The sequence below is a fragment of the Umezawaea sp. NPDC059074 genome (assembly GCF_042738955.1).
In the GTDB taxonomy this organism is placed as follows: Bacteria; Actinomycetota; Actinomycetes; order Mycobacteriales; family Pseudonocardiaceae; genus Umezawaea.
In genome coordinates this window covers 1-21,780 of sequence record NZ_JBHYHC010000016.1, presented here as the reverse complement: position 1 = coordinate 21,780, position 21,780 = coordinate 1, and the positions used below count along the sequence as shown (strand labels likewise).

Annotated in this window: 1 protein-coding gene; it reads right to left on the bottom strand. The window is 73.5% G+C overall.

Going from position 1 to position 21,780, the window contains the following annotated elements; translation table 11 throughout:
- Window positions 1-172 precede the first annotated feature (172 nt).
- The gene (locus ACFWW9_RS10620; protein ID WP_390374374.1) at window positions 173-21,679 is read right to left on the bottom strand and encodes a type I polyketide synthase; all 21,507 of its coding nucleotides are present in this window, start codon (window positions 21,677-21,679) and stop codon (window positions 173-175) included.
- Between the last annotated feature and the right edge of the window lie 101 nt (window positions 21,680-21,780).

Below are 21,780 nucleotides of genomic sequence, written 5' to 3'. Positions count from 1 at the left end.
CTCTTCACAGAAACCAGCACGTCTCCGGCACTTCCGACAGACCACTGATTCGAAAACTAACGAGGGGCCGTCAGGGATGACACCCCTGACGGCCCCCTAGGTGACCCCTACGCGCTCACCCCTTACGACAAGGGAAAACAGGTCCCCTTATTCGCTGTGAACGCAATTCGCGTCATACTCCGAACTCCTTGTCGATGAAGTCGAAGATGGCGTCGTCGTCCGCGGTGTTGAGCTGTTCCGCGACGCTCGGGGCCTCTCCGCCGGGCACGTACTTGGCCAGCAGCGCCTGGAGCCTGGCGACCACCCCGGCCTTCTCCTCGGCCCCCAGGTCCGTGCGCGCGGCGGCGCTCTCCAGGAGCCCCAGCTCGTCCAGCACGGGCGTCGGAGCGGCCTCGTCGAGCGCAAGCCTCCCGCGCACGAACGCGGCCAGCGCGGCGGACGTCGGGTAGTCGAAGACGAGCGTCGCGGGCAGCGCCAGACCGGTCGCCGCGCCGAGCGTGTTGCGCAGCTCGACCGCGCTCAGCGAGTCGAACCCGAGTTCGCTGAACGCCCGGTTCGGCTGGACCGCGTCGATCCCGCTGTGGCCGAGGACGGCCGCGACCCGCGTCCGCACCACGTCCAGCAGCATCCGGTCCCGCTCCTTCGGCCCCAGCCCGGTCAGCGTGCCGACCAGGTCCGACCGCACCGGCTCGGTCTCCGTCGCCGCGGCGCGGACCTCGGGCAGGTCGCCGAGCAGCGGGCTGGGCCGGGCCGCGGTGAACACCGCCGCGAACAGCTCCCAGTCCACGTCGGCGAGCGTGAGCGTGGTGTCCCGCTGGGCCAACGCCGTGCGCAGCGCGGCCACCGCCTGCGCGGCGGGCATCGCCGTGACGCCCCGGCGGCGCAACTGCTCCGCCGCGTCGCCGTCGGCCATGCCGCCGTCCGCCCAGGGACCCCAGGCGACCGACAGGGCGTCCAGGCCACGGGCCCGGCGCGACTCGGCCAGGCCGTCCAGCGCGGCGTTCGCGGTGGAGTAGGCGGACTGGCCGCCGCTGCCCCACGTGCCCGCGATCGACGAGAACAGCACGAACGCGTCCACGTCCCCGACCAGCTCGTCCAGGTTCCGCGCCCCGGCCACCTTCGCCGCCAGCACGGCGTCGAACTCGGCCAGGTCGTGGTCCTCCAGCGGCTGGAACAGCTCCACGCCCGCCGTGTGCACCACGGACGTCGGCGGGTGCTCCGCGAGCAGCGCCGCCACCGCGTCCCGGTCGGCGACGTCGCAGGCGGCCACGGTCACCCGTGCGCCCAACGCCTCCAGTTCGGCGGTCAGCTCGGCCGCGCCGGGCGCCTCCGGGCCCCGGCGGGACGTGAGCACGAGGTGGTCGGCGCCCGCGTCCGCCAGCCAGCGGGCGACGTGCCCGCCGAGCGCGCCGGTGCCGCCGGTGACCAGGACCGTGCCGCGCGGCGTCCACTCGCCTGTCCCGCCCTCGGCCGGGGCGTGGACCAGCCTGCGGCCGAACACCCCGGACTCGCGGACCGCCACCTGGTCCTCGGCGCCCGCCAGCGCGGCGACCAGCAGGTCCAGCGTCCGCTCGTCCGCTCCGGGCAGGTCGACCAGACCGCCCCAGCGGTTCGGGTGCTCCAGCGCCACGACCCGGCCCAGGCCCCACAGCCCGGCCTGCACGGGGTCGACGTCCTCGGTCGCCGTCGCCACGCCGCCGCGGGTCACGCACCACAGCGGCGCGTCGACCACGGCGTCGCCGAGTGCCTGCACCAGCACGACGGTCGACCGCGCGTCACCGCCGAGCGACAGCACGCCGTCCACCGGACCGGCGGTGACCAGCTCCTCGGCCAGCCGGTCGCGGTCGGTCGACGCGTCGACCGGCACGACCTCCAGCCCACGGGCGGTGAGGCCCGCGAGCAGCGCGGCGTCGTGGCCGTTCTCCGGCGCGACGACCAGCCAACGCCCGGTGACCGCTCCACCGGTCGTGACCGGCTCCCAGCGGACCCGGTAGCGCCAGCCGTCCACAGTGGACTTGTCACGCCGGGTGCGCCGCCACGTCGACAGCGCGGGCAGCACCTCGCTGAACGGCCGGTCCCCGTCGAGGTCGAGGGTCGCGCCGAGCGACGCCAGGTCGCCGTTCTCCACGGCCTCCCAGAACCGGGCGTCCACCTCGTCCACGACGACCGGCGCGGGCTCGCCCACCAGCCAGAACCTCTCGTGCTGGAACGCGTACGTCGGCAGGTCGATCCGCCGGGCCCCGCTGCCCGCGAAGTACGCGGCCCAGTCGACCGGCACACCCCGCTCGTGGATCCGGCCCAGCGCCGTGAGCAGCGTGCGGGCCTCGGGCCGGTCCTTGCGCTGCGCCGCCACGAGGGCGCCGGTCGTGCTCTCGGCCCCCATCGCGGTGAGCACCGCGTCCGGGCCCAGCTCCAGGAACGTCGACACGCCTTCGGTGTCGAGCGTCCGCACCGCGTCGGCGAACCGCACGGCCTCGCGGACGTGCCGCACCCAGTACTCCGGCGAGCACAGCTCCTCGGTGGTGGCGAGCGCGCCGGTGAGCGTGGAGACGATCGGGATCCTCGGGGCGTTGAAGGCCATGCCCTTCGCGACGACGAGGAACTCGTCGAGCATGTCGTCCATCAGCGGCGAGTGGAACGCGTGCGACACGGCCAGCCGCTTGGACTTCCGGTCCGGGAACGCGCCGATCACCTGCTGGACGGCGTCCTCCGCGCCGGAGACCACGACCGAGGTCGGGCCGTTGACCGCGGCGAGCGAGACGTAGTCGGTGAGGTGCGGTCGCACTTCCTCCTCGGAGGCCTGCAAGGCGACCATCGCGCCACCGGACGGCAACGCCTGCATGAGCCTGCCGCGCGCGGTGACCAGCACGGCCGCGTCCTCCAGGGTCAGCACCCCGGACACGTGCGCGGCGGCCAGTTCGCCGATGGAGTGCCCGGCCAGGAAGTCCGGCCGCACCCCCCACGACTCGACCAGCCGGAACAGCGCCACCTCGATGGCGAACAGCGCGGGCTGCGCGAACTCCGTGCGGTCCAGGGCGTCGTGCCGAACGTCCACCAGCGCCGCGACCTCGTCGAACGCCTTGGCGAACGCCGGGAACGCCTCGTACAGCTCGCGGCCCATGTCGGCCCGCTGCGAGCCCTGCCCGGTGAACAGGAACGCCACTCGGCCACCGGACACGGCCGCCGTCGGCTCGAAGGCCGCCAACCGCCCGACGAGGTCGTCGTGGTCCTCGGCGACGAGCACCGCCCGGTGCTCCAGCCTCGCCCGCGAGGTCGCCAGCGAGAAGCCGAGGTCGGCCAGCTCGGTCGACGGCAGCGCCGCCAGCCGTTCGGCCTGCGCCTTCAGCGCTTCGGGCGTCTTGCCGGACAGCACCACCGGCACCAACGGCAACGACTTCCGCTCGACCACGGGCAGATCGGCTTCGGGCGCCTGCTCGATGATCGTGTGGGCGTTCGTCCCGCTGATGCCGAACGACGACACCGCCGCGCGGCGCGGACGTCCGGCGCTCGGCCACGCGCGCTGCTCGGTGAGCAGCTCGACCGACCCGGACTCCCAGTCGACGTGCGAGGTGGGAGCGCTGACGTGCAGTGTCTTCGGCGCGATCCCGTGCCGAAGCGCCTGCACCATCTTGATCACGCCACCCACGCCCGCCGCCGCCTGGGCGTGGCCGATGTTGGACTTGAGCGACCCCAGCAGCAACGGGGTCTCGCGATCCTGGCCGTAGGTGGCCAGCAACGCCTGGACCTCGATCGGGTCGCCCAGCGGGGTGCCCGTGCCGTGGCCCTCGACCACGTCGACGTCCGAAGTGGACAGACCGGCGTTGGCCAACGCCTGCTTGATGACCCGCTGCTGCGACGGCCCGTTGGGGGCCGTGAGGGTGCTGGACGCGCCGTCCTGGTTGATCGCGCTGCCCTTGACGACGGCGAGCACCTGGTGCCCGTTGCGCCGCGCGTCGGACAGGCGTTCCACCAGCAGCATGCCGACGCCCTCGGACCAGCCCGTGCCGTCCGCTCCCTCGGAGTACGCCTTGGAGCGGCCGTCGGCGGACAGGCCGCGCTGGCGGGAGAAGTCGACGAACGTGTCGGGCGTGGCCATGACCGTGACACCGCCCGCGAGTGCGAGATCGCACTCGCCGGTCCGCAGCGCTTGCACGGCCCAGTGCAGTGCCACCAGCGACGACGAACAGGCCGTGTCGACCGTGACGGCCGGGCCCTCGAGGCCGAAGGTGTAGGAGACGCGGCCGGACACGACGCTGCCGGAGGTGCCGGTGCCGAGGTAGCCCTCGACCTCGTCCGGGATCGTGCCGAGGTTCGTGGCGTAGTCGTGGTACATCAGGCCCGCGAACACGCCGGTCTTGCTGCCGCGCACGGTCGCCGGGTCGATGCCCGCGCGTTCGAACGCCTCCCACGAGGTTTCCAGCAGCAACCGCTGCTGCGGGTCCATGGCCAGGGCTTCGCGCGGCGAGATGCCGAAGAACGTCGGGTCGAAGTCCCCCGCCTCGTGCAGGAAGCCGCCTTCACGGGTGTAGGTCTTGCCGATGGCGTCGGGGTTCGGGTCGTACAGGCCGTCGAGGTCCCAGCCACGGCCGGTCGGGAACCCGGAGACCGCGTCCCGGCCGTCGAGCACGAGCTGCCACAGGTCCTCCGGCGACCGGACGCCGCCGGGGAAGCGGCAGGCCATGGCGACGATCGCGATCGGGTCGTCGGTGGCGGTCTTCGCGGCCACGACCAACTCGGCCACGTCATCCTCGCCCACCAGCTCGGTGCGCAGGTGCGCCGCGAGGGCCAGCGAGGTCGGGTAGTCGAACACCACGGTCGCGGGCAGCCGCAGGCCGGTCGCGGAGCCCAGCGCGTTGCGCAGCTCCACGGCGGACAGCGAGTCCAGGCCCATCTCGACCAGGCCGCGGCCCGGTTCGACCGCGCTCGCGTCCCGGTAGCCGAGGACGGTCGCGACCCGGCCGCGCACCAGGTCCAGCAGCAGCCGGTCCTGCTCCTCGGTCGGCACGCCCAGCAGCTTCCGCGACCACTGCGCCGATTCCGCGGACGCCTTGGCGGCGTTGCGGCGCTTCGGCGCGCGGACCAGACCGCGCAGCAGGGCGGGCACGTCGGCGCTGGTCCGCAGCACGGCCGTGTCGAGCTTCATCGGCAGCACCAAGGCCGCGTCGGCACACAGGGCCGCGTCGAACAGCGCCAGCCCGTCGGCGATCGGCAGCACCGGCATGCCCGCGCGGGCCATCCGCGCGAGGTCGGCGGGCGAGAGGCCCGCGCCCATGCCCGTGGTCTGCTCCCACACGCCCCAGGCCAGCGACACGGCGTTCCGGCCGGTGGCGCGGCGGTGGGCGGCGAGGCCGTCCAGGTAGGTGTTGGCCGCCGCGTAGTTCGCCTGGCCCGGTGCGCCGAGCACGCCGGACGACGACGAGAACAGGACGAACAGGTCCAGGTCGCCGGTCAGCTCGTGCAGGTGGCGGGCGGCGTCGGCCTTCGGCCCCAGCACTGTCGCGAAGCGTTCGGGCGTCAGGGATTCCAGGATGCCGTCATCGAGCACACCGGCGGTGTGCACGATCCCGGTCAGGTCGTCGATGCCCGCCAGCAGCGCCTCCACGGCCGCGCGGTCCGAGACGTCGCAGGCGACGACGTCGACCCGCGCGTCCAGCTCCGCGACCAGCTCGGCCGCACCAGGTGCCGCCAGACCACGACGGGAGGTGAGCACCAGGTGCTCCACCCCGTGCTCCGCGACCAGGTGCCGCGCCAGCTCCGCGCCCAGGCCGCCCGTGCCGCCGGTGATGAGCACGGTGCCGGTGAGGGTCTTGCGCGCTCCCAACGGAAGTCGCGTGAGCCGAGGCACGTACACGGTGCCCGCCCGGACCGCCGATTCCGGTTCTCCCGGTCCGACCGGCAGGGAGTCGTCGGTGTCCACGAGGAAGATCCGGTCGGGGTGCTCCGACTGCGCCGAGCGCACCAGGCCCGCCACGGCGGCGTGCGTGGGCGAGACGTCCTCCCCCGCGACCGACACCGCGCCGGACGTGACCACCACCAGGCGGTCCCGTTCGCCCGCCAGGAACTCCTGGAGGTCGGCCAGCACCCCGGCCACGACGTCGTGCAGGTCGCCGGTCGGCACGACCAGGACCTGCGCGTCCGGGTCCGGTGCCACGTCGTCGGACGGCACCGCGGTCCACTCGACCCCGTACAGCGGGTCGGCAGCCTTGCGGTCGACGCCGCCGATCTCCCGCAGCGCCAACGAGTCCACCCGCAGGACCGGCGCGCCGGTCCCGTCGGCGGCCACCACCGAGACCGCGCCACCGCGGCCGGTCGGCGTGATCCGCGCCCGCAGGTGTGCCGCGCCCGCCGCGAACAGGCTCACGCCCGCCCAGGAGAACGGCAGCGCGCCGGGTCCGGTCTCGCCGAGGCCGAGTGCGTGCAGGACCGAGTCCAGCAACGCCGGGTGCACGCCGAACTCGCCGGTCTGGCGGTGCTCCGACTCGGCCTCGACGTACACGGCGTCGCCGTCGCGCCACGCGGCCTTGAGGCCCTGGAACACCGGCCCGTAGGCCAGTCCACTCGCGGCCAGGGCGGGGTACAGGTCCGTCACGTCCAGCGCGGTCGCCCCGCTCGGCGGCCACGTGGTCAGCTCGAAGTCCGGTGCGGTGACCTGGTCGGTCAGGAAGCCGGTGGCGTGGGTCGTCCACACGACCTCGTCGCCGTCCGGCCGCGACAGCACGGTCACCGCGCGGCGGCCGTCCTCCGCTTCGCCGACCGCCACGTGCAGGCTGACGCCTCCGCGCTCGGGCAGCACCAGGGGTTCTTGCAGCAGCAACTCTTCCAGGTGGCCGCAGCCGACCTCGTCGCCCGCCCGGACGACCAGTTCGACCAGCGCGGTGCCGGGCACGACGACCGAACCCGCGACCACGTGGTCACCGAGCCAGCCGTGCGACGCCACCGACAGCCTCGCCGTCGCCAGCACACCGCCGTCGGGCAGCGGCAGGACCGCGCCGAGCAGCGCGTGCTCGGCCGAGACGAGGCCCGCCGACGTGACGTCGCCGACCGAGCCGGACCCCTCCAGCCAGAACCGCTCCCGCTGGAACCGGTAGGTCGGCAGGTCGACCCGCCGCGCGCCGGACCCGACGAAGTAAGCGGCCCAGTCGACCGCGACACCCCGGCTGTGCGCCTTGCCGACCGCCTCGACGAGGGTCTTGGCCTCGTCGCGGTCCTTGCGCAGCCCGGAGATCAGCACCGCGTCGGTGACGCTCTCCGCGCCCATCGCCGTGAGCACACCGTCCGGGCCCAGTTCCAGGAACGTGGTGACGCCCTTGGCCTCCAGCGTCGTGATCGCGTCGGCGAACCGGACGGCGTCGCGCACGTGCCGCACCCAGAACTCCGGGTCCGTCACGTCACCGAGCATCGGGATCTTCGGGGCGTGGAACGTCAGGGTTTCCACGACGGCCCGGAAGTCGTCCAGCATCGGGTCCATCAACGGCGAGTGGAACGCGTGCGAGACGTTGAGGCGCTTGGACTTCCGGTCCGCGAAGTGCTCCAGCACCGCATCGACGGCGTCCTCGACACCGGCGAGCACGATCGAGGTGGGCCCGTTGACCGCCGCGATCGACACCAACTCGGTCAGGTGCGGTGCGACCTCGTCTTCGGTCGCCTGGACGGCCACCATCGCGCCACCCTCGGGCAACGCCTGCATCAGCCGACCGCGTTCACCGACGAGCTTCGCCGCGTCTGCCAGCGACAACACCCCGGCCACATGGGCAGCGGCGATCTCACCGATCGAGTGGCCCGCCAGGAAGTCCGGTCGAACACCCCACGACTCCACCAACCGGTACAACGCCACTTCCAGCGCGAACAGCGCCGGCTGCGCGAACTCCGTGCGGTCCAGGGAGTCGTGCCGAACGTCCACCAGCGCCGCGACCTCGTCGAACGCCTTCGCGAACACGGGGAACGCGGCGTACAGCTCTTGCCCCATCCCGGCCCGCTGCGACCCCTGACCGGTGAACAGGAACGCCACCCGGCCCTCGGCGGCGGGCGTGGACTCGCCGTCCACGACGGCCGCCAGTTCGGCCCGCAGGTCGTCGGTCACGGCGAGCACCGCGCGGTGCTCCAGCCGGGTCCGGCCTGCCAACGAGAAGCCGAGGTCCAGCAGGTCGGCGGGGTGGTCGAGCAGCGCGGACGCCTGGGCCCGCAACGCCTCCGGCGTCTTGCCGGACAGCACCACCGGAACGACAGCCGGAACGACCCGCTCCACCACCGGCGCGTCGACGACCGGTGCCTGTTCGAGGATCGCGTGGGCGTTCGTGCCGCTGAAGCCGAACGACGACACACCGACGCGGCGGACGCGTCCGGTCTCCGGCCAGGCGACGGTCTCGGTCACGAGGTCGACCAGCCCGGCGGACCACTCGACCTCGTGCGTCGGCTCGCCGACGTGCAGGGTCTTGGGCACGATCCCGTGCCGCATCGCCAGCACGGCCTTGATCACGGCGGCGACACCGGCGGCGGCCTGCGTGTGACCGATGTTCGACTTCACCGAACCGAGCAGCAGCGGAGTCGTCCGGTCCTGCCCGTAGGTGGCCAGCAACGCCTGGGCCTCGATCGGGTCGCCCAACGCGGTGCCCGTGCCGTGCGCTTCCACGACATCGACGTCCGAAGTGGACAGACCAGCGCCCGCGAGGGCCTTGCGGATCACCCGTTGCTGCGACGGACCATTGGGGGCGGTCAACCCGTTGGACGCGCCGTCCTGGTTGATCGCGCTCCCCCGCACCACCGCGAGCACCTCGTGCCCGTTGCGCTGCGCGTCGGACAGCCGTTCCACGAGCAGCATGCCGACACCTTCACCCCACGCCGTGCCGTCCGCGCCCGCGGCGAATGCCTTGCAGCGCCCGTCGACCGCGAGCCCGCGTTGCCGGGAGAAGTCCACGAACGCGCCCGGCGTGGCCATGATCGTCACACCACCGGCCAACGCCAGGTCGCACTCACCGGACCGCAACGCCTGCACGGCGAGGTGCAACGCCACCAACGACGACGAGCACGCCGTGTCGACCGTGACCGCCGGACCTTCCAGCCCGAACGTGTACGAGATGCGGCCGGAGACGACGCTGGCGGCGTTGCCCGTGCCGACGTGCCCTTCGAGGCCGTCGGGAATGCGCGGCAGCAGGTCCAGGTAGTCCTGGCCGTTGGTGCCCGCGAACACGCCGACCTGCCCGCCGCGCAAGGACACCGGGTCGATGCCCGCGCGTTCGAACGCCTCCCACGAGGTTTCCAGCAGCAACCGCTGCTGCGGGTCCATCGCCAGTGCCTCGCGCGGCGAGATGCCGAAGAACGCCGAGTCGAAGCCCGAGACGTCGTCGACGAACGCGCCCTCGACCACGTAGGACGTGCCCTCGTGCTCGGGGTCCGGGTCGTAGAGGCCAGCCAGGTCCCAGCCGCGGTCGGTCGGGAACCCGGTCACGGCGTCCCGGCCCTCGGCCAGCAGCTCCCACAGCTGGTCCGGCGTCGCCACGCCGCCGGGGAAGCGGCAGGCCATCGCGACGATCGCGATCGGCTCGTCCACCGGAACGCCGGTCGTCGAGGCGGACAGCGCCGCCGGTCGGGTGCCGACGAGTTCGGCCCGCAGGTGCTCGGCGAGCACGGCCGGGGTCGGGTAGTCGAACACCAGCGTCGCGGGCAGCTTCAGCCCGGTCGCGGTGCCGATCGCGCCGCGGAACTCCACGGCCGTCAGCGAGTCGAAGCCGAGTTCCTTGAACGCCAGCCCGGATTCCACGACCTGGTCACCGCCGAGCACGGCCGCGACCTGGTCGCGCACGAGGTCCAGCAGTACGCGCCGCTGCTCGTCCTCCGGCAGCGCGGTCAGCCGCGCCACCATGCCGGAGTCACCGGCCGGGGCGGTCGACAGCGCGTGGCGGACCTGCGGCAGGTCGCGGAGCAGCGGACTCGGCCGCACCGACGTGAACAGCGGCGCGAACCGCTCCCAGTCGATGTCGGCGACCGTCAGCACGCCGACGTCCGACCCGACGGCCTTGCGGAGCGCCGTGAGCGCGCGTTCCGGGGCCATCGGCCGGATTCCCCGTGCCCGCAGGTGCTCCTCGGCGTCGCCTTCGGTGGCCATGCCGCCGTCGGCCCACGCGCCCCAGGCGATCGACGTCGCGGTCAGCCCACGGGCGCGCCGCGACTCGGCGAGGCCGTCCAGGTAGGCGTTGGCGGCGGCGTACGCGCCCTGACCGCCCGCGCCCCACGTGCCCGCGATGGAGGAGAACAGCACGAACGCGTCGACGTCGCCGACGAGCGCGTCCAGGTTCGCCGCGCCCGCGACCTTCGCCGCCAGCACGCCCTCGAACTCGGCGAGGTCCTGCTCCGCCAACGGCGAGAAGGCCTCGATGCCCGCCGCGTGCACCACGGCGTTCGGCGGGTACTCGTCCAGCAAGGTCGTGAGGGCGTCCCGGTCGGCCACGTCGCACGCGGCCACCACGACCGGAATGCCCAGCTCGTCCACCAGGTCCTTCGCTCCCGGCGCGTCCAAGCCGCGCCGCGAGGTGAGCACCAGGCGTTCCGCACCGGCTTCCGCCAGCCAGCGGGCGACCCGGCTACCGAGGGCGCCCGTGCCGCCGGTGACCAGGACCGTGCCGCGCGGCGTCCAGTCGGTGCCGCCACCGCGGGTCGGCACGAGCCGTCGCCCGAAGACGCCGGACGCCCGGACGGCGACCTGGTCCTCACTGCCCGCCAGCACGGCGAGCAGCCGGTCCACGGCCTGGTCGTCCAACTCGGGGAGGTCGACCAGACCGCCCCAGCGGTCCGAGTGCTCCAGCGCCGCGACGCGGCCGAGGCCCCAGAGCTGCGCGAGTTCCGGCGTCACCACGACGTCGTCCCGGCCGGTCGTCACGCCGCCGCGGGTCGCTACCCACAGCCGCGCGTCGACGGACCGCACCAGCTCCACGGTCGTGAGCACGTCGGCGACCAGCGAGAGGACACCGTCGAACTCCCCTGGCGGCAGCGCCGACGGCACGGCCGCCACCACGTCCAAGCCGCGCGCGGTCAGGCCCTCGACCAGCGCGGACTCGTCGTCCTCCGACACCACGAGCCAGCGGCCGGTGACCCGGCCCGTCGCCGTGACCGGCTGCCACTCGACCCGGTACGTCCATGCCGAGCCGCTGCGCCGTTCCACCAGCGCGGGCAGCGCGTCCGTGATCGCCGCCAGGTCGCCGTTGTCCACGATGGCCCAGAACTCGGCCTCGTCGACCACCGGCGCGACCCGCGAGTCGAGCCAGAACCACTCGTGCTGGAACGCGTAGGTCGGCAGCGCGGTCCGGCGCGCGCCGGACCCGGCGAAGTAGGCGGCCCAGTCCACGGCCTGGCCCCGCACGTGCAGCGCGCCGAGCGCCTGCACCAGCGCCGTGACCTCGGACCGGTCCTTCCGCAGCCCCGACACCAGCACCGCGTCCCGCACGGAGTCCTGCCCCATCGCGGTCAACACCCCGTCGGGGCCCAACTCCAGGAACGTGCTGACGCCCTTGGCCTCCAAGGTCGTGACCGCGTCGGCGAACCGCACCGCGTCCCGGACGTGCCGCACCCAGTACTCCGGGTCCGTGACGTCGCCCAGCAGCGGGATCTTCGGGGCGTGGAAGGTCAACCCCGAGGCCACGGCCCGGAACTCGTCCAGCATCGGGTCCATCAACGGCGAGTGGAACGCGTGCGACACGTCGAGGCGCTTGGACTTGCGATCGGCGAAGTGCTCCAGCACCTCGGCTACGGCGGATTCCTCACCCGCGACAACGACCGCGTTGGGCCCGTTGACCGCCGCGATCGACACCAACTCGGTCAGGTGCGGTGCGACCTCGTCTTCCGACGCCTGCACCGCGACCATCGCGCCACCGGCCGGGAGCGCCTGCATCAACCGACCACGTTCACCGACCAGCTTCGCCGCGTCCTCCAACGACAGCACACCAGCCACATGGGCGGCCGCGATCTCGCCGATCGAGTGCCCGGCCAGGAAGTCCGGCCGCACACCCCACGACTCCACCAACCGGTACAACGCCACTTCCAGCGCGAACAACGCCGGCTGCGCGAACTCCGTGCGGTCCAGCGAGTCGTCTCGCACCTCGACCAGCGCCGCGACGGCGTCGAACGCCTTCGCGAACACCGGGAAGGCCGCGTACAGCTCACGGCCCATCCCGACCCGCTGCGACCCCTGTCCGGTGAACAGGATCGCCAACCGTCCGCCGACCACGGTCCCGCTGGTCAGCCCTTCAAGCTCCCTGCGCAGCCCGTCGTGGTCGGTGGCGACCACCACGGCCCGGTGGTCGAGCGCGGTCCGGGTCGTCACCGACGAGAACCCGACGTCGGCCAACTCCACCGACGGGTCCAGCGCGGCGAGCAGCCGGTCGGCCTGGGCCCTCACGGCAGCAGCCGTCTTGCCCGACAGCACCACCGGCACAGCGGCCAACGGCGTGCGCTCCACCTTCGGTGCGACAACGACCGGCGCTTGCTCGATGATCGTGTGGGCGTTCGTGCCGCCGATGCCGAACGCGGACACGGCGGCCCGGCGCGGACGGCCGGTCTCGGGCCACGGCGTGGCCTCGGTGAGCAGGGCGACCGATCCGGCGGACCAGTCGACGTGCGGCGACGGCTCGTCGGCGTGCAGCGTCTTCGGGGCGATGCCGCGACGGATGGCCTCGACCATCTTGATCACGCCGCCAACGCCCGCGGCGGCCTGCGTGTGGCCGACGTTCGACTTCAACGCGCCCATCAGCACCGGCCGGTCGCGGTCCTGGCCGTAGGTCGCCAGCACCGCCTGCGCCTCGATCGGGTCGCCCAGCTTGGTGCCGGTGCCGTGCGCCTCGATCACGTCGATGTCCGAAGTGGACAGACCGGCGTTGGCCAAGGCCTGCTTGATGACGCGCTGCTGCGACGGCCCGTTGGGGGCGGTCAGCGTGCTGGACGCGCCGTCCTGGTTGACCGCGCTGCCGCGCACGACCGCGAGGACCTCGTGGCCGTTGCGCTGCGCGTCGGACAGCCGCTCCACGAGCAGCACGCCGACGCCCTCGGCCCAGCCGACGCCGTCCGCCGAAGCGGAGAACGCCTTCGAACGGCCGTCCGCGGACAGGCCGCGTTGCCGGGAGAAGTCGACGAACGTCTCGGGCGTCGCCATCACCGTCGCGCCACCGGCCAGCGCCAGCGAGCACTCACCGGACCGCAACGCCTGCACCGCCAGGTGCAGCGCCACCAAGGACGACGAGCACGCCGTGTCGACCGTGACCGCAGGGCCTTCCAGCCCGAACGTGTAGGAGACGCGGCCGGACAGGACGCTGCCGGACGTTCCGGTGCCGACGTACCCGCTGACCTCCTCCGGGATCTCGGTGAGACCGGTGGCGTAGTCGTGGTACATCAGGCCCGCGAACACGCCGGTCCGGCTGCCGCGCAACGACGCCACGTCGATGCCCGCCCGTTCGACGGCCTCCCACGAGGTTTCCAGCATCAACCGCTGCTGCGGGTCCATCGCGAGGGCCTCGCGCGGCGAGATGCCGAACAGCGCGGGGTCGAACTCCCCGGCGTCGTGCAGGAACCCGCCTTCACGGGTGTAGCTCTTGCCGACCGCGTCGGGGTCCGGGTCGTACAGGCCCTCGACGTCCCAGCCGCGGTTCGTCGGGAACCACGAGATGGCGTCGGTGCCCGAGTCGACCAGCCGCCACAGGTCGTCCGGCGACCGGACGCCGCCGGGGAACCGGCAAGCCATGCCGACGATCGCGATCGGCTCGTCGGTGCCGACGGAGGCGGCGGTGAACTCCTCCGCGACCTCGTCGTCGCCGACCAGCTCGGTCCGCAGGTGAGCGCCGAGCGCGGTGGCGGTCGGGTAGTCGAACACCAGCGTCGCGGGCAGCCGCAGGCCGGTCGCGGAGCTGAGCGCGTTGCGCAGCTCGACGGCGGACAGCGAGTCCAGGCCGAGTTCCACGAGCCCGCGACCGGGGCTGATCTCGTCGGCCGAGCCGAAGCCGAGGACGGCCGCGACCCGTTCGCGCACCAGGTCGACGAGCAGCCGTTCCTGGTCGGCGGAGGCGAGTCCGGCCAGCCGGGCGACCCACGGGGCCGCGGCCGCGCCGGACGCCCCGGCGGCGACGCGCCGCTTCGGGATCCGCACCAGGCCGCGCAACGCGTGCTGCACCTCGCCGGTCGCCTTCAACGCGGGCAGGTCGAGCTTCACCGGCACCACGACCGGCAACCCGGCCCTCAGGCCTTGGTCGAACAGCGCCATGCCTTCGGCGATGCCCAGCGCGGGCATGCCGGAGCGGGCGATCCGGGCGAGGTCGGCGTCGGACAGGGTCGCGCCCATGCCGGAGTGCTGGTCCCACAGGCCCCACGCCAGCGAGACGGCGGGCAGGCCGAGGGAGTGCCGGTGCGCGGCCAGCGCGTCCAACGCGGTGTTCGCGGCGGCGTAGTTGGCCTGCCCCGGCGAGCCGAGGACACCGGAGACGGAGGAGAACAGGGCGAACAGCGCGAGGTCGCCGGTCAGCTCGTGCAGGTGCCAGGCGGCGTCGACCTTCGGCGCGAACACCGCGTCCAAGCGCTGCGGGGACAGGGATTCCACGGTGCCGTCGTCCAGCACACCCGCGGTGTGCACGACGCCGACCAGTGCCGGGATGTCCGCCAGCACGGCGGCCAACGCGTCCCGGTCCGAGACGTCGCAGGCCACCACGTCGACCCGCGCGTCCAGTTCCGCGACCAACTCGGCCGCGCCGGGCGCTGCCAGGCCACGACGGGAGGTGAGCACCAGGTGCTCCACCCCGTGCTCCGCGACCAGGTGTCGGGCCAGCGCGGCGCCAAGCCCGCCGGTGCCGCCGGTGATGAGGACGGTGCCGTCGAGCGCGATCGGGTCGGCGTCGGCGGTCGCCCGCGCCAGCCGTGGCACGAGCGCCTGACCGTCGCGCAGCGCCACCTCGGGTTCGCCGGTCGCCAGCACCGACGGGAGCGCCGCGTGGATCTCGGCGCAGGACCCGGCGTACACCAGCACGATCCGGTCCGGGTGCTCCTGCTGCGCGGACCGCACCAGGCCGGGAACGCCCGCTTGGCCGGGGGTCTCGCCGGTCACCAGCACCAGCGTGCCCTCGCCCGTGGCGAGGAACGACTGGATCTCCACCAGCACGTGACCGGTGACGTCGCGGAGGGTGCCGTCCGGGACGACGAGCACGGTGACGTCGTCCACAGTGGACTCACCGGCGTCGGCGACGGGCACCCACTCGACGTGGAACAGGGAGTCGGTGGCGGCGGCGAACCTGTCGACCGAGATCGGCCGCAGCGCCAGCGAGGAGACGTGCGCGACCGGGTTGCCCTCGCCGTCGGCGACGTCGACCGACACCGCGTCACCACGGCCGGAGATCCGGCCGCGCAGCCGGGTGGCGCCCGCCGCGAACAGGCTCACGCCCGCCCAGGAGAACGGCAACGACGCGGACTGCGCGCCGCCGACGCCGATGCCGTGCAGCACCGAGTCCAGCAGCGCCGGGTGCGCGCCGAAGTCGGCGGCGGCGCGGTGCTCGGACTCGGGGAGTTCGGCCTCGACGTAGACGGTGTCACCGTCGCGCCACGCGGCCGTGAGGCCCTGGAACACCGGCCCGTACGCGAGTCCGGCGGCGGCCAGGTCCGCGTAGGTCGACCCGAGGTCGACCGCCTCGGCCGGCGGCGGCCACGCGGTGAGGTCGAAGTCGGGGGCGGGCGCGGCCTCGGTGAGGACGCCCACGGCGTGCGTGGTCCACTCGCCGCCGTCCGGCCGCGCGGACACCGTGACGCCGCGGCGACCGGAGGCGTCCGCGGGCTCGACGACGAGGTGGACGGTGGCCGCGCCGCCCTCGGGCAGGATCAGCGGGGCTTGGAGCAGCAGTTCGTCGACGTGGCCGCAGTCGACCTCGTCACCGGCGCGGATGGCCAGTTCGAGCAGCGCCGTGCCCGGCACCACGACAGCGCCCGCGACGACGTGGTCGCCCAGCCAGGCGTGCGTGGCGACGGAGAGGCGGGCCGTGCCGAGCACCCCGCCGTCGGGGGTGCGGAGCACCGCGCCCAGCAGCGGGTGCCCGGTCGAGCCGAGCCCGGCCGAGGTCACGTCGCCGACCCGGCCCACGCCGTCGAGCCAGAAGCGCTCGCGCTGGAACGGATACGTCGGCAGGTCGACCCGCCGCGCGCCCGTCCCGGCGAAGTAGGCGTCCCAGTCGACCGGAACGCCCCGGCTGTGCGCCTGACCGACCGCGTGGACCAGGGTCTTCGCCTCGTCGCGGTCCTTGCGCTGCCCGGAGATCAGCACCGCGTCGACCACGCTGTCCGCGCCCATCGCGGTCAGCACGCCGTCCGGCCCCAACTCCAGGAAGGTCTTGACGCCCTGGGCTTCCAAACTCGTGATCGCGTCGGCGAACCGGACCGTGCCGCGCACGTGCCGCACCCAGTACTCGGGGTCCGTCACCTCGCCCAGCAGCGGGATTGTCGGCTGGGTGAACGTGAGCTTCGAGACCACGGCCCGGAAGTCGTCGAGCATCGGCTCCATCAGGGGCGAGTGGAACGCGTGCGACACGCTGAGCCGCTTGGACTTCCGGTCCGCGAAGTGCGTGAGCACCCGCTCGACCTCGGTCTCGTCACCGGCGAGCACGATCGAGGTGGGCCCGTTGACCGCCGCGATCGACACCAGGTCGGTCAGGTGCTCCAGCACCTCGTCCTCGGTGGCCTGCACGGCGACCATCGCGCCACCGGCGGGCAACGCCTGCATCAGCCGACCGCGAGCGCTGATCAGCGTCGCCGCGTCCTCCAGCGACAGCACCCCGGCCACGTGGGCCGCGGCGACCTCGCCGATCGAATGCCCCGCCAGGAAGTCGGGCTTGACGCCCCACGACTCCACCAGCCGGTAGAGCGCCACCTCCAGCGCGAACAGCGCGGGCTGCGCGAACTCCGTGCGGTCCAGGGTCTCCTGGTCGTCGATCCGCAGGTCGACCAGCGCGGCGATCTCGTCGTAGGCGTCGGCGAACACCGGGAACGCGTCGTACAGCCCACGCCCCATCCCGGCCCGCTGCGACCCCTGGCCGGTGAACAGGAACGCGACCCGCCCGCCGACGACCTCGGTGGCCTCGACAGCGGCCAGCTCCCGCCGCAGCTCGTCGACGTCGGACACCGCCAGCACGGCCCGATGCGCGAGCCGCGACCGACCGGTGGCGAGCGAGAACCCGAGGTCCGTCAGATCGGCGTCGGCCTCCAGCAGCGCCAAAGCCTGGGCCCGCACCGCCTCCGGACTCTTCGCCGACAGCACCACCGGCACCACAGCCGGGGTGTTGCGGGCCGTCGCGGCCTCCACGACCACCGGCGCCTGCTCCAGGATCGCGTGGGCGTTCGTACCGCTGAACCCGAACGAGGACACGCCCGCGCGGCGCGGCCGGTCGCCCTCGGGCCACTCGACGCGCTCGGTGACGAGGTCGATCGCGCCCGCCGCCCAGTCCACCTGCGGCGAGGGCGCGTCGACGTGCAGGGTCTTGGGCACGACACCGTGCCGCATCGCCATGACCATCTTGATCACGGCGGCGACACCGGCGGCGGCCTGCGTGTGGCCGATGTTCGTCTTGACGGACCCCAGCAGCAGCGGGGTCTCCCGGTCCTGACCGTAGGTCGCGAGCAACGCCTGCGCCTCGATCGGGTCGCCCAACGCGGTTCCGGTGCCGTGCGCTTCCACGACATCGACGTCCGAAGTGGACAGACGCGCGTTGGCCAACGCCTGGCGGATGACCCGCTGCTGCGACGGCCCGTTCGGGGCGGTCAGACCGTTGGACGCGCCGTCCTGGTTGATCGCGCTCCCCCGGACCACCGCGAGCACCTGGTGGCCGTGGCGCTGGGCGTCCGACAGCCGCTCCACGAGCAGCATGCCGACACCCTCGCCCCACGCCGTGCCATCCGCACCAGCGGCGAACGCCTTGCACCGCCCGTCAACGGCGAGTCCGCGCTGGCGGGAGAAGTCCACGAACGCGGCGGGCGTGGACATGATCGTCACACCGCCTGCCAACGCCAACGAGCACTCACCGGACCGCAACGCCTGCACCGCCAGGTGCAGCGCCACCAACGACGACGAGCACGCCGTGTCGACCGTGACCGCCGGTCCTTCGAACCCGAAGGTGTAGGAGATGCGGCCGGACGCGACGCTGGCCGCCGTTCCGGTGCCGAAGTAGCCCTCGATCTCGGCGGGCAGCTCACCGAGCTGCGTGCCGTAGTCCTGGCCGTTGCTGCCCGCGAACACGCCGACCCGCCCGCCGCGCAGCGAGTCGGGGTCGATGCCCGCGCGTTCGAAGACCTCCCACGACGTCTCCAACAGCAACCGCTGCTGCGGGTCCATCGCCAGCGCCTCACGCGGCGAGATCCCGAAGAACGCCGGGTCGAACTCCCCGGCTTCGTGCAGGAACGCGCCTTCACGGGCGTAGGACTTGCCGGGCGCGTCGGGGTCCGGGTCGTAGAGGCCCGCCAGGTCCCAGCCGCGGTCGATCGGGAACCCGCCGACCGTGTCGACGCCGTCGAACACCAGGTCCCACAGCTGTTCCGGCGACTCGACCCCGCCGGGGAACCGGCACGCCATCGCCACGATCGCGATAGGCTCGTCCGCCGGGATCGCGGTCGACGCGGTGGCGAGCGCGGCGGGCCGCGAGCCCACCAGCTCGGACCGCAGGTGCTCGGCGAGCGCGACGGGCGTCGGGTAGTCGAACACCAGCGTCGCGGGCAGCGCGAGCCCGGTCTCGGCCGCGACGACACCGCGGAACTCCACGGCGGTCAGCGAGTCGAAACCCAGTTCCTTGAACGCTTTGCTCGGCTCCACCGCGTCACCGGAGGAGTGCCCGAGGACGGCGGCGGCGTGCGTGCGGACGAGGTCCAGCACCAAGTGCCGCTGCTCGGGCTCCGCCAGCCCGGTCAACCGGGCGGTGAGGCCGGTGCCCGCCTCGCTCGGCGCAGTGCCCGCGAGCGCGTCCCGCGCCTGCGGCAGCTCGGACAGCAGGGGGCTCAGCCGTTCGGAGGTGAAGATCGGCGCGAACCGCGCCCAGTCGACGTCGGCGACCGTGACCAGGCCGTCGTCCAGCGCGATGGCCTGCCGCAGCGCGGACAGGGCCAGCTCCGGGGCCATCGCCCGGACACCGCGCAGCCGGAGGTGCTCCTCGACGTCCTCGACGGTCGCCATGCCCGCGCCCGCCCACGCGCCCCAGGCCACCGACAGCGCCGTCAGCCCGCGGGCCCGGCGCGACTCGGCCAGCCCGTCCAGGTACGCGTTCGCCGCGCCGTAGGCGGCCTGCCCGCCACTGCCCCACGTGCTGGCGATGGAGGAGAACAGCACGAACGCGTCGATGTCGCCGACCAGTTCGTCCAGGTTCGCCGCACCGGCGACCTTGGCCGCGACGACCTGCCGGAACTCGGCGACGTCCTGCACGTCCAGCGTCACCAGCGAGTCGACGCCCGCCGCGTGCACGACCGCGTCCGGCGGGTACTCGTCCAGCAGGGCCTTGAGGGCGTCCCGGTCGGCCACGTCGCACGCGGCCACGACCACGGGGATGCCCAGCTCCAGCAGTTCCGCCGCGCCCGGCGCGTCCAGGCCACGCCGGGAGGTCAGCACCAGCCGCTCCGCGCCCGCACCGGCCAGCCACCGGGCGACCTGCGTGCCGAGCGCGCCCGTGCCGCCGGTGACCAGGACCGTGCCGCGCGGCGTCCAGTCGCCGACCCCGGTCTTCGCCGGGGCATGGGCCAGCCTGCGGCCGAACACCCGCGCGCCGCGGATCGCGACCTGGTCCTCACCGCCCGCGAGCACCGCGACGAGCCGGTCGAGCACCCGGTCGTCGACCTCGGCGGGCAGGTCGACGAGACCGCCCCACCGGTCGGGGTGCTCCAGCGCGACGACCTTGCCGACGCCCCAGATCTGCGTGAGCGCCGGGTCCACGGCATCGTCTCGACCAGCGGAGACAGCGCCACGGGTCACGCACCACAGCGGCGCGCCGACCCCCGCGTCACCCAGTGCCTGCACCAGCACGACGGTCTCGACCACGTCGGTGCTGAACGACAGCACGCCGTCGAAGGACCCCGCCACGGCGTCCGCCAGCGCGACCCGATCCGTCGACGGGTCAACCCTCACGACGTCCAGGCCGCGTTCCGCCAGCCCGTCCACGTCCCGCGCCGACACGACCAGCCACCGTCCGGTGGCCCGGCCGCCCCCTTCGGGCAACCGGGTCCAGGAAGTCTTGTAGCGCCAAGCGTCCACTGTGGACGAATCCGCACGTCCCCGCCGCCACTTCGCCAGCGCGGGCAGCAGGTCGGCGAGCGCCCCGGAGTCGTCGAGCGACAACGCCGAGGCGAGCGAGTCGAGGTCGCCGCGGTCGACGGCGGCCCAGAAGTCGGCCTCGTGCCGGTCCACGGCGGCGGGCGCGGACCCGCCCGTCAGCCAGAACCCCTCGCGCTGGAACGCGTACGTCGGCAGGTCCACCCGCCGCGCGCCGGTCCCGGCGAACAGCTGCCCCCAGTCGACGCGAACGCCGAGCACGTGCAGCTTGCCGACCGCGCGCACCAGGCCGTCGACCTCCGACCGCCCCTTGCGGACGGTCGGGACCAGGTCGGCGTCCGGCGCGGTCTCGGCGGCCATCGCGGTCAGCACCGCGTCCGGCCCCAGCTCCACGAACGTCGTGACGCCCAGTCCCACCAGCGTGTCCACGGCGTCGGCGAACCGCACGGCCTCGCGGACGTGCCGCACCCAGTACTCCGGCGAGCACAGCTCCTCGGCCGACACGAGCTTGCCGGTGACCGTGGACACGATCGGCAGGCGCGGCGGCCGGTACTTCAGGACCTCGGTGATCCAGCTGAACTCCTCCAGCATCGCGTCCATCAGCGGCGAGTGGAACGCGTGCGACACGGTGAGCCGCTTGGACTTCCGGTCGGCGAACTGAGCCACCACCCGCTCGACGGCGTCCGCGTCCCCCGCGACGACGACGGACGTGGGCCCGTTGACCGCCGCCAGGGACACGGTCTCGTCCAGCAGCGGCAGCACCTCCTCCTCGGAGGCCTGCAACGCCACCATGGCGCCGCCACCGGGCAGCGCTTGCATCATCCGGCCGCGGGCCGCGACGAGCGCGCACGCGTCGTCCAGCGACAGCACCCCGGCCACGTGGGCGGCGGCGATCTCGCCGACGGAGTGCCCGGCCAGGTAGTCCTGCCGCACGCCCCACGCCTCCAGCGTGCGGAACAGCGCGACCTCGACCGCGAACAGCGCGGGCTGCGTGTACTCGGTGCGGTCCAGCAGCTCGGGGTCGTCGCCGAACACCACGGTCCGCAACGGCTGGTCCAGGTGCACGTCGAAGTGCCGGCAGGCGTCGTCGAACGCCGCCGCGAACACCGGGAACTCCCGGTGCAGCTCCCGGCCCATTTCAAGCCGCTGCGAGCCTTGGCCGGTGAACAGGAAGGCGAGCTTGCCGCCCGCGGCCGCACCGCTGATCACGGCGGGCGAGGTGGTCCCGTCGGCGAGCGCGGTCAGCGCCGCCCGGAGGTCGTCCCGCGAAGACCCGAGCACGACCGCGCGGTGGTCGAAGGCGACCCGAGCCGTGGCGAGCGAGAAGCCGATGTCCACTTCGGACAGCTCCGGCCGCTCGTCCGCGTGCGCCAGCAGGTTCCGCGCCTGGTCGCCGAGCGCGTCCGCGCTCTTGGCCGACAACACGTACGGCAGCACCCCGGCGACGCGCGTCGGCTCCACCGGCGCCACCGGTTCGCCGACGTACTCCTCGATGATCGTGTGCGCGTTGGTGCCGCTGATGCCGA